This is a genomic window from Microbispora sp. H11081 (genome assembly GCF_012999535.1).
GTDB lineage: Bacteria > Actinomycetota > Actinomycetes > Streptosporangiales > Streptosporangiaceae > Microbispora.
This window is the reverse complement of the sequence record NZ_JABBWV010000001.1, coordinates 837,664-851,770: the sequence shown is the minus strand read 5'-3', so window position 1 is coordinate 851,770 and position 14,107 is coordinate 837,664. Positions and strand designations below refer to the sequence as shown.

Here is a 14,107-nt window from a genome sequence, read left to right as displayed (position 1 = left end):
CGAGGGTCAGGGCTCGCGGGGGGTGCGGAGCCCGGAGACGACCATGTGGGCCAGCAGGGCGTAGCTCTCGCCGAGGTCCTCGGCGAGCTGGAACGCGCCCGCCGACTCGAGGACGGCGAAGCCGTGCATCGCGGCGCGCAGGCAGCGGACCGCGTGGATCGCCGCCGAGCCCTCCAGCCCGTACGCCCGCAGCGCCGCGAGGATGACGCCGACGAGCCGCTCCCCCGCCTCGGCCGTCTCCGGCCGAGGCGCCTGGATCAGCGCCGAGTAGCGGTGCGGATGCCGGGCGGCGTACGAGCGCCAGCCGTCCATCAGGGCGCGCAGCGCCTCGTCGCCCGACCGCCCGAGCACCGCCTCGCTCGCGATCTCGGTCAGCTCGCCCATCACCCGCTCGGACACCAGGGCCCGCAGTTCGGCGAGGTTGCGTACGTGCTTGTAGAGGGAGGGAGTGGCGACGCCCGCGCGCCCGGCGACCGCGGCCAGGGTGAGCGCGTCCGGGCCCTCCTCGTCCACGATCCGCAGCGCGAGGCCGACGACGGCGTCCGGGGACAGGGCGGCCCTAGCCACGCGCGTCCACCTGGAGGAACGCGAGGATCGCGGCGGCGACCTCGCCGGGGTGCTGCGCGTGCGGGTAGTGCCCGGCGCCTTCGATCATCGTCACCTGCCCGAGCCCCGCCGGCATCCCGGCGACGACGCCGTCCGCCTCCGCGCGGGGGTCGGCCCAGTCGGGGTCACGGGTGCCCATGACGACCAGGGCGGCGCAGCGGATGCGGTCGAGGTGCGCCCCCGCGTCCTTCGGGGCCGACGCGCCCATCGCGCTGATCACGGCCATGCGGCCCGGCCTGCGCAGGTCGTCGTCCAGGGCGGTCAGGTAGTCCGCCCAGTCGGCGGGCTTGACGCCGGGGTAGGCGTGGTCGAGGTAGCTCTTCCACAGCCCTGCGCTGCGCAGGAGCGCCACGCCCATGAGCCGCGTCATGCCCTTGCGGTAGTGGCCGTCGCGCAGCAGGCCGCCCAGGTCGGGCTTCTGCGCCCGGGTGAACGGCGCGATCTCCACCAGCGCGCTGACCAGGTCGGGCCGCCGCGCGGCCGCGATCGTGGCCGCGCCTCCGGCGAACGAGTGCCCGACGAGGACGGCGGGGCCGCCCAGGTGCTCGATCAGGGCGATGATGTCGTCCGCCGTGTCGGTGCGGGTGTAGGAGTCCCAGCCGAGGCTCGACTCGCCGTGCCCGCGCAGGTCCGCAGTCGCCACGCGATACCCGGCGGCGACCAGCGCCGGCGCGAGGAAGCGGTAGGCGCGCCTGCTGTCCCCCATGCCGGGGACCATCACGACCAGCGGGCCCTCCCCCGTCACGTCGTACGCGATCCGGCCATCGCCGATCTGCAGGAACTGGGTCACGTCGCCCTCCAGGCTCATTCTCATAGCCCTAAGGCTAATGCCATTAGCTAACAGAGTCAACACGAACCCGGCCGCCAGGGCGGCTTTACGTTGTAGATCAGGGAATCGCGCGAACCGGCTGTTCCGGGGAGTTCTCAGCTCGTCTCGGAGACCCGGGCGATCAGGTCCTGCCAGACCTTGTCGATCTGGGCGTCCAGGTCGTCCAGGGAGCCCTCGTTGCCGATCACGATGTCGGCGATCCTCAACCGGTCCTCGCGCGAAGCCTGGGCGGCGATCCGGGCGCGGGCGTCCGCCTCCGGCATCCCGCGGAACCGCAGCAGGCGCGCCAGCCGTACGTCGTCCGGTGTGTCCACGACGATCACCACGTCGTACAGGGGGGCCAGGTCGTTCTCGGCCAGCAGCGGCACGTCGTAGACGACGATCGCGTCGTCCGGGGCCTCCCGCTGGAGCCGCTCGCTGCGCTCGCCCACCTTGGGGTGGACGATCCCGTTGAGAATCCGCAGCTTCTCCGCGTCGGCGAAGACGATCGCGCCGAGCCGTTCCCGGTCCAGTGTGCCGTCGGGGCGGAGCACGTCCGCGCCGAACGCCTCCATGATCTGCGCGAGCCCCGGGGTGCCGGGCTCCACGACCTCTCTGGCTATCTTGTCCGCGTCGATGACGACGGCCCCGCGGGCCGCGAGCCGGCGCGACACCTCGCTCTTGCCCGAACCTATGCCGCCCGTGAGCCCAACCTTCAACACGTCCCGCAGCCTATCGGGCGGGCTGGGACTCCCGGCGCAGGTGGACCAGCATCAGGTGGTCCTGCACCCGCTCCCGCTGGGTCTCCCGGTAGCCGAGACGGCGGTAGAGCCGCAGGTTTCCCTCCGACAGATGCCCCGTGAACAGGTCGAACGCCGCCACGTCCGGCACGGCCTCGTGCATCGCGGCCAGCAGCGCGCTGCCGATCCCCTGCCCCTGCCGGTCGGGCGCGACCACGAGACGGCCCACCAGGCAGGTGGAGCCCGACGTCCGGCCCCGGACCGCGCCGACCACCCGGCCGCCGTCCGTCGCCTTCAGCACGGTCGCCGTCTCGATCACCGTACGCACCTGGTCGAGCGACTCCACGAGCGGCGCGATGAACGGGTCCCCGTAGAGCTGGGCCTCGGTCACGTACGCGGCCCGTTGCAGGGTCAGGATCTCCCCGGCGTCCTCGGGCACGGCCCTCGCGATCTCCACCACGGGGCCACCTTAGCGATGGGGGCGGCCTCCCGGTGAGCACGGTGGGGCACGGACCGGAGACAGCGGAAAGGCCCCGCCGAAGCGGGGCCTTTCGTGGTGCTGTGTGATCGGCCGTGGCCTCCGGTCCCTGGGGACCGGATGTCAGCTCTGGCCGCCCGCCAGCTTCTCGCGCAGAGCGGCGAGGGCCTCGTCCGAGGCGAGCGCGCCACCGGTGGAAGCCTGCGGGGCGGCGGTCTCGCCGGTGTAGGACGACGGAGCGGCCTCGCTGGCCGCCGCCTCCTCCTGGCGGGCCTTCTCGATCTGCGAGCGGTGCGCCTCGAAGCGGGCCTGGGCCTCGGCGTACTGCCGCTCCCACTCCTCGCGCTGCTTGTCGAAGCCCTCGAGCCACTCGCCGGTCTCGGCGTCGAAGCCCTCGGGGTAGATGTAGTTGCCCTGGTCGTCGTAGGTCGCCGCCATGCCGTACAGCGTGGGGTCGAACTCGACCTCGGCGCCGACGCCCTCGTTGGCCTGCTTGAGGGACAGCGAGATCCGGCGACGGTCCAGGTCGATGTCGATGATCTTCACGAAGATCTCGTCGCCGACCTGCACGACCTGCTCGGGAATCTCCACGTGGCGCTCGGCCAGCTCGGAGATGTGGACCAGGCCCTCGATGCCCTCCTCGACGCGGACGAACGCACCGAACGGCACCAGCTTGGTGACGCGGCCGGGCACGACCTGACCGATCTGGTGGGTCCGGGCGAACTGCTGCCAGGGGTCCTCCTGCGTCGCCTTGAGCGACAGCGAGACCCGCTCGCGCTCCATGTCGACGTCGAGAACCTCGACGGTGACCTCCTGGCCCACCTCGACGACCTCGGACGGGTGGTCGATGTGCTTCCAGGACAGCTCCGACACGTGCACCAGACCGTCGACGCCGCCGAGGTCCACGAACGCACCGAAGTTGACGATCGAGGACACGACGCCCTTGCGGACCTGGCCCTTCTGCAGGGTGTTGAGGAACGTCTGGCGAACCTCGGACTGGGTCTGCTCCAGCCAGGCGCGGCGGGACAGGACCACGTTGTTGCGGTTCTTGTCCAGCTCTATGATCTTGGCCTCGAGCTCGCGCCCGACGTACGGCTGCAGGTCGCGGACACGGCGCATCTCCACCAGGGAGGCGGGCAGGAAGCCGCGCAGGCCGATGTCGAGGATCAGGCCGCCCTTGACGACCTCGATGACCGTGCCGGTGACGATGCCGTCCTCGTCCTTGATCTTCTCGATCGTGCCCCAGGCGCGCTCGTACTGGGCGCGCTTCTTGGACAGGATGAGGCGCCCTTCCTTGTCCTCCTTCTGGAGAACCAGGGCCTCGACATGCTCTCCGACCTCGACAACGTCGGCCGGGTCGACATCGTGCTTGATCGAGAGCTCGCGCGACGGGATGACGCCCTCGGTCTTGTAGCCAATGTCGAGCAAGACCTCGTCTCGATCGACCTTGACAACGGTGCCTTCAACGATGTCGCCGTCGTTGAAGTACTTGATGGTCTCGTCGATCGCGGCGAGGAAGGCCTCCTCGGAACCGATGTCGTTGACCGCTACCTGCGGGGTGCTCGAGGTGGCCTCAGTGCTGCTCGTCATGTGTGGAATTGCTCCGAACCGGACAGATGTCGTTGTGACAGAACGTGGCGGGCCGTTTCTCGTTCATCGGAAGATGCCGTTCCCGATAGCCACCGAATGACCGAGCGCGAGCCCTCTCCGTCTGTGACGCGCGCGAGCCCACAACGCAGCGATCAGCATATGAGACGGAGCGAGCCGGGTCAATCCGAGGCAACCAGACGGGCCCCTAGTACGTGATCACCGACTTGGCCCGGGCCGGCGAGAGCGTGGCCCGGAGTTTGCGCGGCACCGAGACGCGGCTTGGATCCCCGTCCGACGTGTAACGCTCCCTTGGGTGTTCGTCGAGCCAGTCCAGCCAGTAGGTCGTGCACCAGCGCCGGCATTCACCGCGTTTTCCGTTGGACTGGATCCTCGGGATCGCATATCGCGGGAAGCTTTTCGCGTACGGCGAAACCGTGGGCTCCGCCCCGGCCAGGAAGACGCCGCGGAAGCGGTACTCGGTGCCGTCCCACTTCCCGGCCTGCGCCCTGCTCCGCTTCCTCGGCAGGGACCCGTACGGCAGCGCCATGGTGGTCGACGCAGGCGCGCCGATCTTCTCCAGCAGCCGTTCCTGCCGGACGATCTGCTCGCTGACCTTCTGGTTCGGCAGCCGGCGGAGATCGGGATGGGCATAGGTGTGGTTGGCCACCTCGAAACCATGGTCGAGCAGCCACTTGACCGCCTGCCGCTGCTTCTCGCGGTCGCGGAGGCCGAACGGCTCGCGGTTGACCCAGAAGGTCGCCGTGGGCCGGAAGTCCGGATACTTCGCCGCGATCTCGTAGATGATGCCGACGGCCGTGTCGTTCTTCGGCATGCCGTTCCGGTCCATGGCGAAGTGGCTGGGGTGGCCGTCGTCGAAGGTGAGCACGACCGGATGGGCTCCCGCCGGGATGTCGATCTTCCCGGCCACCAGTTCGGCCGCGGTGATCGGCACGTAGCCGCTCCTGGCGAGCCGGCCCAGCTCCTGGCGCAACTGGTCGGGGGTCCGGTCGATGGACGCGCTCCGCTTGGGCACGATGCGGTGATACATGATCACGGGCACCAGGCCGGCCTCGTTCGCCTTGACCTTCCTCGACGACGCGGCGGTCGCCCTCGGCGGAGCCGTGCTCGGCTTGGGCGACGGCGTTGGCGGCTGTGCCCGCACCGGCGACCGGTCCTCGGCCGTGGACCGGGGCAGCAGGACAAGCGCGACAAGTCCGATCACGACAACGACGACATTGGCGATTGCGGTCATCCGGGCAAGATTGCGCACAGTTATTTGACCTTACTGCCCGGCGTGTCCGCATTCGTACGTGTTGCAATTTTCCTGTGGACTGGAGTCTGCGGGCCTGCGGACGGCACGGGCACGTCACCTACGCCCCCGAAGAGGAGGCGCTGCGCACCCGCCTGCGCGCCGAGACCGCGATGGGCGAGGCATGGCGCTGCCTGCGCTGCGGCGACTTCGCGCTCGGCCCGCCGCGCGCCGCCGGCCCGGCCCGCGACGCGCCCGTCGTGCTGCGGGGGCGGGCCCTGCGGGACGCCGCCGTGCTGCGGCTGATCGCCGTCTTCCGCTGGACGAAGGCCGTGCTCGTGCTCGCCGGAGCGTACGGCGTGTGGCGGTTCCGGACCGGCCACGACGCCGTACGGCGGGCGTTCGAGCAGGACCTCCCGCTGGCGCGGCCACTGGCGCACCAGTTCGGCTGGAACCTCGACCAGTCGGGGGTGGTGCACACGCTGCGGACCGCGCTGGCCGCGCGGACGACCACGCTCACCTGGATCTTCCTCGCCCTGCTCGCCCTCGCGGCCCTGATGCTGACCGAGGGGATCGGCCTGTGGCTGCTGAAGCGGTGGGGCGAGTACTTCTCGGTGATCGTCACCTCGGCGTTCATCCCGGTGGAGATCTACGAGATCACTGAGAGGGCGAGCGCCTTCCGGATCGGGCTCCTCCTGGTCAACATCGCGGCCGTGCTGTACATCGCCCTGAGCAAGCGCCTGTTCGGCCTGCGCGGCGGGCGGGCGGCGCACGAGTCGGAGCGGCGCGAGGCGAGCCTGCTGGAGGTCGAGGAGGCGGGGCGGGCCGCGCACGGCCCGGGCCGGGCCCCCCGCCCCACCGGCCACTCCTGACCCCGATCCCGCGGTCCCCCGCGGCTCCCGGCCCCTCCCGGCGCGGCCGGGATCAGTGCCCGGCGTCCTCCCAGGTGGTTCCGACGCCCACGCTGACCTCCAGCGGCACGCTCAGGTCGTAGGCCCGGCACATCTGGGTGCGCACGACCTCGGTGACCTCCTCCAGCTCGCCCGGCGCGACCTCGAACACCAGCTCGTCGTGGACCTGGAGCAGCATGCGGGAGCGCATGCCCTCGATCGCCTTCCGCACGTTCAGCATGGCGACCTTGATGATGTCGGCGGCCGAGCCCTGGATGGGCGCGTTGAGCGCCATCCGCTCGGCCATCTCCCGGCGTTGCCGGTTGTCGCTGGTCAGGTCGGGCAGGTAACGGCGTCGGCCGAGGATGGTCTCGGTGTAGCCGTCCTTGCGGGCCTGGGCGACGACCGAGTCCAGGTAGTCGCGGACGCCGCCGAACTCCTCGAAGTACTCCTCCTTGAGCGCCCTGGCCTCCGCGACGGGGATGTTGAGCTGCCCCGACAGGCCGAAGTCGGACAGGCCGTAGGCGAGGCCGTAGTTCATGGCCTTGATCCGGGCGCGGAGCTCGGCGTCCACCTGTTCGGGCGGCAGGTCGAAGACGCGGGCCGCGGTGGCCTTGTGGAAGTCGTGGCCCGACTCGAAGGCGGCGATGAGCGACTCGTCGCGGGACAGATGCGCCATGATCCGCAGCTCGATCTGGCTGTAGTCGGCCGTCAGCAGCGTGGCGTAGCCCTCCCCCACCACGAAGCCCTTGCGGATGCGCCGGCCCTCGACGGTGCGGATCGGGATGTTCTGCAGGTTGGGCTTCTCGCTCGACAGCCGCCCGGTGGCCGCCACGATCTGGTTGAACGTGGTGTGGATCCGCCCGTCGTCGGCGATCTCCTTGATCAGCCCCTCGACCGTGGTGCGCAGCTTCGTCTGGTCGCGGTGCCGCAGCAGGATCACCGGCAGCTCGTTGTCGGTCTGCTGGGCCAGCCAGGCGAGCGCGTCGGCGTCGGTGGTGTAGCCCGTCTTGATCTTCTTCGTCTTGGGCAGGCCGAGCTTGCCGAACAGGATCTCCTGCAGCTGCTTGGGCGAGCCGAGGTTGAACTGCTCCCCCACCGCCTGGTGGGCGGCCTCGACCGCCTGCTTGACGGCCGCGCCGAACTCGGCCTCCAGGGCCGCGAAGTACTGCCGGTCGGCGGCGATGCCGGCCCGTTCCGTCTCGGCCAGCACGCGCACCAGCGGAAGCTCGACCTCGGTCACCAGCCGGGTGCCGCCGCGCTGGGACAGGTGCGCCTCCAGCGCCTCCGCCAGGTCCCGCACGGCCTGGGCCCGCAGGGCCAGGTCGCGGGCCACCCCCTCGTCGGCGTCGTCGAACAGGGAGGTCTGCCCGCCGGGCGCGGACTCCGCCCGCAGCTCGCGATGGAGGTAACGCAAAACCAGGTCGTCGAGCGGGAACGACCGCTGCCCCGGCATCGCCAGATAGGCCGCCAGCGCCGTGTCGCAGGTGAGGCCGCGCAGGTCGAGACCGTGCGCCCACAGCGCGAGCAGCGGCCCCTTGGCGTCGTGCACGGCCTTCGGCCGGTTCTCGTCGGCGAGCCAGGCGGCCAGCGCCGCCTCGTCCTCCTGCGTCAGCCGCGTGGGGTCGAGGTGGGCGGCGCCGTCCGGCCCTGCGATCGCGACGCCCTCCAGCCGCCCGGTCCCGCTGCCGTACGAGCCCTGGAAGGCGAGGCCGGCGCGGCCTTCGGGGAGGGCCGCCAGCCAGCCCGCCACCTGGCCCGGCTCCAGCACCGTCACCTCGAGCTCGAAGCCCTCGCCCGCCTCTGGCTCGGTGGTGCCGAGGACCTTGAACAGGCGCTCGCGCAGCTCGCCGCGGATCTGCACCGCGTCGAGGAGCTTGTTGACCTCCTCGCGGTCCCACAGGCCCATGGTGAGCGCGGACACCTCGGCGTCGACCGGCGCGTCGCGCTTCAGCTCGGTCAGCATCCGGTTGTGGATCACCTGGCCGAGGTGCTCGCGCAGCTTGTCGCCGACCTTGCCCTTCACCTCGTCGGCCCGCCGGACCAGCTCGTCGAGCGAGCCGTACTCGACGATCCACTTGGTGGCGGTCTTCTCCCCCACGCTCGGGATGCTCGGCAGGTTGTCGCTCGGATCGCCGCGCAGCGCCGCGAAGTCGGGGTACTGCGCCGGGGTGAGGCCGTACTTCTCCATGACGGCATCGGGGGTGAAGCGGGTCATGTCGCTGATGCCCCGCCTGGTCATCAGCACCGTGACCCTCTCGTCGACGAGCTGGAGCGCGTCGCGGTCGCCGGTGACGACCAGCACGTTCATGTCCTCGGCGGAGGCGCGTGTCGCCAGCGTCGCGATGAGGTCGTCCGCCTCGAATCCGGGCACCGACAGGTGCGGGACCCGCAGCGCGTCCAGCAGTTCGAAGATGAGCTGCATCTGGCCGCGGAAGTCCTCGGGGGTCTCCGACCTGTTGGCCTTGTAGCCGTCGTACGCCTCGTGCCTGAAGGTGGGCTCGCTCCGGTCGAAGCACACCGCGATGTGGCTCGGCCGCTCATCACGCAGGATGTTGGCCAGCATCGAGGTGAAGCCGTAGACCGCCTCGGTGTGCTGACCGTCGGTGGTCATGAGGTTCGCGTCCTTCAACGCGTAGAACGCGCGGTAAGCAAGAGAATGCCCGTCCAGAAGCAGCAGACACGGACGGGTGGGGGTCGCTTCACTCTTCGGCACAACCGCAGCCTAGTCTCCCTGTACGACAGAAAACCCGTGCTCTTCCCACAGGAGGCGTCCCCTTGACCTTGACGGATCCCGAGGAACTGGCGGCGTCGATGAACGAGCCGGGGGGCCACCTGCACCAGCGGATGGGCATCACGATCCTGCACGCGAGCGCCGAGCGGGTGGTCGGCCGCATGCCCGTCGAGGGCAACACCCAGCCGCACGGCCTGCTGCACGGCGGCGCCTCCTGCGTGCTCGCCGAGACGCTCGGCTCGACCGGCGCGACCCTGCACGCCGGAGAGGGGCGGGTGGTCGTCGGCATCGAGATCAACGCCACCCACCACCGCTCCGCGTCCTCCGGCCACGTCACCGCCGTCGCCACCCGCGTGCACGGCGGCCGTACCCTCGCGACGTACGCCATCGAGATCACGGACGACGAGGGCAGGGCGGTCTGCACGGCCCGCCTCACCTGCATGATCAGGGACGCTCGCTGAGGCCGGGAGGCACCCGGGCCCGGCTCCCTCGCGGGCCGGGCAGGCAAGCACCGCAAAAGCCCCTTACAACGCATTGAGCCTCATACCGGAACGGCTTGCGACTCTCTTTGCACCGGGGTCGCTCCGGTCGCTACCGTTGTGGCTCCAGAGCCCGTGGGGAGACCGAGTAGACAACGTGCGGAGCCGGGGAAGCTGTGTACGGACCCAAAGGCCCCTCCCCACGGGCTCATGATTCCCGGTTTCGCTCAGCAGTGATTCCCCGATGACTCCTTACATGCCCTGACCTGCGAACCCTTTCTCACGTCAGTGACACACCATGGTCACCAATTGGTGACGAACGACCCCGAAACGGGCGTCTCAGGCTTATGCTCCGGCCACAACATCGCAGCAACCTGACCGATGTTGCGCGTCCGCAGTGGGGGCACGACCCCGCCATGACCTGAACATAGGGAGCACCATTGCGCAGAGCCGTGATCGCGTTCACGGCCTTCCTGGGTGGACTCGTCTTTCTCCTCGCCTCCCCCGCCTGGGCGGACGGCGAGGCACTGAAGGGCACACTCCAAAACCAAGGCCAGCCGGTGAACGGCGTGAAGATCAGCGTGGCGGGGGAAGACGGCAAACCCGTCGGCGACGCCACCACGGGTGCCGACGGCAAATGGGAGGTGCCGGTACCCGAGGCCGGCACCTACAAGGTCACGCTTGACCAGTCGACGCTCCCTCAAGGGGTCGCGCTGAAGCTCAAGGACCGAGCCACCCTGAACGTCCAGGTCTACGAGGGAAGCGAGCGCAACGTCCTGTTCGCCCTCGCCCCCGCCGGCCAGCAGGGCGAGGCCGCCCCCGCGTCCTCCGACTCCTCCTCTTCCTTCTGGGACCGGGTCGCCCAGCTCACCTTCGAGGGCTTCAACCTCGGGCTCATCATCGCCCTCGCGGCCATGGGCCTTTCGCTGGTGTTCGGCACCACCGGGCTCACCAACTTCGCCCACGGCGAGTTGCTCACGTTCGGCGCGATGTGCGCCTACTTCTTCAACGTGATCCTGGGCGTCCCGCTCATCCTGGCCGCGGTGATCTCGGTCGTGATCGGCGGCGCCTTCGGATACTCGCAGGACCGGTTCTTCTGGGGAGTGCTGCGCAAACGGGGCAGCAGCCTGGTCGCGATGATGATCATCTCGATCGGCCTGGCCCTGTTCCTCCGCTATGTCTTCCTCTTCTTCTTCGGCGGCGAGGGAGCCCCGTTCGCGGAGTACAACGCCCAGCCCGGCATCCAGGTGGGCCCGATCTCCGCCGCGCCGAAGAACTTCATCTCGATGGGCATCGAGCTCGCCGTGCTCGTCTTCGTCGGGATCGCGCTGCTCAAGACCCGCGTCGGCAAGGCCGCACGGGCGGTCGCCGACAATCCCGCCCTGGCGGCCTCGTCCGGCATCAACGTCGACGGCGTCATCCGGATCATCTGGACCGTCGGCGGCGCCATCGCGTCCCTCGCGGGCGTCATGCTCGGCCTGTCGCAGAACGTCAGCTTCCAGATGGGATTCCAGATCCTGCTGCTCGTCTTCGCGGGAGTCACCCTCGGCGGGCTCGGCACCGCGTTCGGCGCCCTGGTCGGCTCCATCGTCGTCGGCCTGTTCATCCAGCTGTCCACGGTTGTGGTGCCGACCGAACTGAAGACGGTCGGCGCGCTGCTGGTGCTCATCCTCGTCATGCTCTTCCGGCCACAGGGCATCCTCGGCCGGCGCGAGCGCATCGGCTGATCGGAGACCACACGTGGACTGGAACACCATCCTCATCACGACGGTCAAGGCCTCGATCGGCCTGGAGACCGTCGTCTACGCGCTCGCCGCGATCGGCATCAACATCCAGTTCGGCTACGCCGGGCTGCTCAACTTCGGCCAGGCGGCCTTCCTCGGCGTCGCCGCGTACGGCATGGCCGTCACCGTGGCCACCTTCCAGCTGCCGTTCTGGCTCGGCATCCTGATCGGCCTGGCGGCCACCATCGTGCTGGCCTTCCTGCTCGGCATCCCCACCCTGCGGCTGCGCGCCGACTATCTCGCCATCGTGACCATCGCGGCGGCCGAGATCGTCCGGCTGGTCTTCAGATCGGTCAAGTTCAGCAGCGTCTTCGGCGGTTCCGACGGCCGGCAGAACTTCTCCGGCGACTTCTTCGCGATGAACCCCTACTCCCCCGGGACGTACGGCATCGGCCCGATCAGCTTCAACGAGCGGGTCACCTGGGTGCTGACCGTCGGCTGGGTGCTCATCGCGATCGCCTGCGGACTGGTCTACCTGCTCATGAAGAGCCCCTGGGGCCGCGTGCTCAAGGCCATCCGCGAGGACGAGGACGCCGTGCGCAGCCTCGGCAAGAACGTCTTCTCCTACAAGATGCAGGCCCTCGTGCTCGGCGGCGTCGTCGGCTGTCTCGGCGGCTTCCTGTTCGCGCTCGGGCAGGCGTCGGTGCAGCCCGACCTGTTCAGCACCGAGTTCACCTTCTACGCGTACACGATCGTGATCCTCGGCGGCGCGGCCCGCGTCTTCAGCCCCGTCGTCGGCGCCGCGATCTTCTGGGTGCTGCTGGTCTTCGTCGGCAACACGCTCAGCGAGGCCGTCTCCGCCGGGATGCTCCCCTCGTTGTTCACCGTGAACAACATCGGCGCGGTCCGCTTCATGCTGGTCGGCCTCGGCCTGATGCTCCTGCTCATCTTCCGGCCTCAGGGCATCTTCGGCGACAAGAGGGAGATCGCGCTCGATGCACGCTGAAACCACCCAGTCAAGGAAGGCCGCGGCGCTGGCCGCGTTCGCCGGTCTCGACCACGAGCCCGGCGTCGCCAAGCCCGACCCGATCCTCGTCGTCGACAAGGTCGTACGCCGGTTCGGCGGCCTCACCGCCGTCAACGTCGACCACGTGGAGATCCAGCGAGGGTCGATCACCGCGCTCATCGGCCCGAACGGCGCCGGCAAGACGACGTTCTTCAACCAGCTCACCGGCTTCGACAGCGCCGACGAGGGGTCCTGGGCCTTCAACGGCAAGCAGCTGAAGGGCGTGCCCGCCCACCGGGTGGCCCGCGCGGGCATGGTCCGCACGTTCCAGCTCACCAAGGCCCTGTCGAAGCTCACCGTCATGGAGAACATGCGGCTCGGCGCGCAGAACCAGCGCGGCGAGAACTTCTTCCGCGCGCTCATCCCGGGCAGCTGGCGCGGTCAGGAGGACGAGATCACCGAACGCGCCGAGGAGCTCCTCGAGCGCTTCAAGCTCGCCGCCAAGCGCGACGACTTCGCCGGCTCCCTGTCGGGCGGCCAGCGCAAGCTGCTGGAGATGGCGCGCGCCCTCATGGTCGGCCCCGAGCTGGTCATGCTGGACGAGCCCATGGCGGGCGTGAACCCGGCCCTGACCCAGTCGCTCCTCGGGCACGTGAAGGACCTGCGCGAGGAGGGCATGACGGTGCTCTTCGTGGAGCACGACATGGACATGGTCCGCGACATCAGCGACTGGGTCGTCGTGATGGCCCAGGGCGCCGTCATCGCCGAGGGCCCGCCGGACACGATCATGTCCGACGCGCGCGTGGTCGACGCCTACCTGGGCGCCCACCACGACGCGCCGATGTCCGCCGAGGAGTTCGAAGAGCAGTTGCAGGAGGCCGAGGCCGAGCTGGAGGCCGGGATCGAGGAGAAGGCATGACCGCCCCCACGCCGGACAAGGACGCCGTGCCGGACAACGTCTCCGGGCCGGACAACGCCTCCGGGCCGGAGAACGCCGGAGACGCGGTCTCGCAGGCGGCCGTCGTCGACCGCTCCGACCACCTCGCAGGAGCGGAGAACGCGCTGCTGCGGGCCGACGAGCTGTACGCCGGGTACGTCCCCGGGGTCAACATCCTCAACGGCGCCGACCTGTACGTGAAGAAGGGCGAGCTGATCGGCATCATCGGCCCGAACGGCGCCGGTAAGTCGACCCTGCTGAAGACCCTGTTCGGGCTCGTGCCCGTGCGCACCGGCTCGGTCACCCTGGACGGCGAGGACATCACCAACCTCAAGGCGCACAGCCTGGTGGCCCGCGGCGTCGGCTACGTCCCGCAGACGAACAACGTCTTCCCCAGCCTCACCATCGAGGAGAACCTGGAGATGGGCGCCTTCCAGGTGCCCGCCAAGTTCAAGGAGCGGTTCGACTTCGTCTGCGAGATCTTCCCCGCGCTCCGCGAGCGCCGCAAGCAGCGCGCCGGTTCGCTGTCCGGCGGTGAGCGGCAGATGGTCGCCATGGGCCGCGCGCTCATGACCGAGCCGTCGGTCCTGCTCCTGGACGAGCCCTCCGCGGGCCTGTCGCCCAAGCTGCAGGACCTGGTCTTCATCCAGGCCCAGCAGATCAACAAGGCCGGCGTAACCGTGATCATGGTCGAGCAGAACGCGCGCCGCTGCCTGCAGATCTGCCACCGGGGCTACGTTCTCGACCAGGGCCGCAACGCCTACATGGCCAGCGGTCGCGACCTGATCAACGACCCGAAGGTCATCCAGCTCTACCTGGGCACTCTGGCCCGGGCCTGAGCCTTTCCCACGAGGGCCCCCGGCGCG

Annotated in this window: 13 protein-coding genes; 6 read left to right on the top strand and 7 right to left on the bottom strand. The window is 69.7% G+C overall.

The genetic code is table 11. From position 1 onward, the window contains the following. Positions 1–6 precede the first annotated feature (6 nt). From HHX31_RS03805 to HHX31_RS03780, 6 genes are all read right to left on the bottom strand, one after another. On the bottom strand, positions 7–567 hold the full coding sequence (locus HHX31_RS03805; RefSeq protein WP_169945003.1) for a TetR/AcrR family transcriptional regulator: 561 nt from the start codon (positions 565–567) through the stop codon (positions 7–9). Next, on the bottom strand, positions 560–1,420 hold the full coding sequence (locus HHX31_RS03800; protein WP_249345363.1) for an alpha/beta fold hydrolase: 861 nt from the start codon (positions 1,418–1,420) through the stop codon (positions 560–562). Before HHX31_RS03800 ends, HHX31_RS03805 begins: the two co-directional genes overlap by 8 nt. 110 nt (positions 1,421–1,530) lie before the next feature. Then, complete coding sequence (gene coaE, locus HHX31_RS03795) at positions 1,531–2,136, bottom strand: dephospho-CoA kinase (protein ID WP_169945002.1); 606 nt, start codon at positions 2,134–2,136, stop codon at positions 1,531–1,533. 10 nt (positions 2,137–2,146) lie between these two features. Beyond that, positions 2,147–2,614, bottom strand: coding sequence for a GNAT family N-acetyltransferase (locus HHX31_RS03790; protein ID WP_169945000.1), 468 nt, complete (start codon positions 2,612–2,614; stop codon positions 2,147–2,149). 141 nt (positions 2,615–2,755) lie between these two features. Then, positions 2,756–4,222, bottom strand: a complete 1,467-nt coding sequence (gene rpsA / locus HHX31_RS03785; RefSeq protein WP_169944998.1) for a 30S ribosomal protein S1 — start codon at positions 4,220–4,222, stop codon at positions 2,756–2,758. Positions 4,223–4,427: 205 nt separating this feature from the next. After that, positions 4,428–5,474 (bottom strand): polysaccharide deacetylase family protein, encoded by a 1,047-nt coding sequence (locus HHX31_RS03780; RefSeq protein WP_169944997.1) that lies wholly within the window; start codon positions 5,472–5,474, stop codon positions 4,428–4,430. Between the two features lie 74 nt (positions 5,475–5,548). Here HHX31_RS03780 and HHX31_RS03775 point away from each other — a divergent pair, with 74 nt between their 5' ends. Next, complete coding sequence (locus tag HHX31_RS03775) at positions 5,549–6,343, top strand: DUF2127 domain-containing protein (protein ID WP_169944995.1); 795 nt, start codon at positions 5,549–5,551, stop codon at positions 6,341–6,343. A gap of 52 nt (positions 6,344–6,395) precedes the next feature. On the opposite strand, the gene polA is transcribed toward HHX31_RS03775, so the two are convergent. Then, positions 6,396–9,077, bottom strand: a complete 2,682-nt coding sequence (polA, locus tag HHX31_RS03770; RefSeq protein ID WP_169944993.1) for a DNA polymerase I — start codon at positions 9,075–9,077, stop codon at positions 6,396–6,398. A 62-nt stretch (positions 9,078–9,139) separates the two neighbouring features. On the opposite strand from polA, the gene HHX31_RS03765 reads away from it, so the two are divergent. The 5 genes from HHX31_RS03765 to HHX31_RS03745 all read left to right on the top strand — a co-directional run bounded on the left by HHX31_RS03765 (position 9,140) and on the right by HHX31_RS03745 (position 14,080). Further along, entirely contained in the window at positions 9,140–9,556 is a 417-nt protein-coding gene (locus HHX31_RS03765) for a PaaI family thioesterase (RefSeq protein WP_249345362.1), read from the top strand. Between the two features lie 458 nt (positions 9,557–10,014). Continuing rightward, positions 10,015–11,301 carry a branched-chain amino acid ABC transporter permease gene (locus HHX31_RS03760; RefSeq protein WP_249345360.1) on the top strand — a complete coding sequence of 429 codons (1,287 nt, stop codon included), beginning with the start codon at positions 10,015–10,017 and terminating at the stop codon, positions 11,299–11,301. A gap of 13 nt (positions 11,302–11,314) precedes the next feature. Continuing rightward, positions 11,315–12,304, top strand: a complete 990-nt coding sequence (locus tag HHX31_RS03755; protein ID WP_169944992.1) for a branched-chain amino acid ABC transporter permease — start codon at positions 11,315–11,317, stop codon at positions 12,302–12,304. Continuing rightward, positions 12,294–13,223, top strand: a complete 930-nt coding sequence (locus HHX31_RS03750) for an ABC transporter ATP-binding protein (RefSeq protein WP_169944990.1) — start codon at positions 12,294–12,296, stop codon at positions 13,221–13,223. The genes HHX31_RS03755 and HHX31_RS03750 overlap by 11 nt, the downstream gene beginning before the upstream one ends. Then, a complete protein-coding gene (locus HHX31_RS03745; protein ID WP_169944988.1) occupies positions 13,220–14,080 on the top strand; it encodes an ABC transporter ATP-binding protein in 861 nt (286 codons plus the stop codon). The genes HHX31_RS03750 and HHX31_RS03745 overlap by 4 nt, the downstream gene beginning before the upstream one ends. Positions 14,081–14,107 lie beyond the last annotated feature (27 nt).

Bases quoted from the DNA above. Each gene is read 5' to 3' on its own strand.
- HHX31_RS03800 (WP_249345363.1), bottom strand. From the start codon at position 1,420: ATGAGAATGAGCCTGGAGGGCGACGTGACCCAGTTCCTGCAGATCGGC.
- rpsA (WP_169944998.1), bottom strand. From the start codon at position 4,222: ATGACGAGCAGCACTGAGGCCACCTCGAGCACCCCGCAGGTAGCGGTC.
- HHX31_RS03780 (WP_169944997.1), bottom strand. From the start codon at position 5,474: ATGACCGCAATCGCCAATGTCGTCGTTGTCGTGATCGGACTTGTCGCG.
- HHX31_RS03750 (WP_169944990.1), top strand. From the start codon at position 12,294: ATGCACGCTGAAACCACCCAGTCAAGGAAGGCCGCGGCGCTGGCCGCG.
- HHX31_RS03745 (WP_169944988.1), top strand. From the start codon at position 13,220: ATGACCGCCCCCACGCCGGACAAGGACGCCGTGCCGGACAACGTCTCC.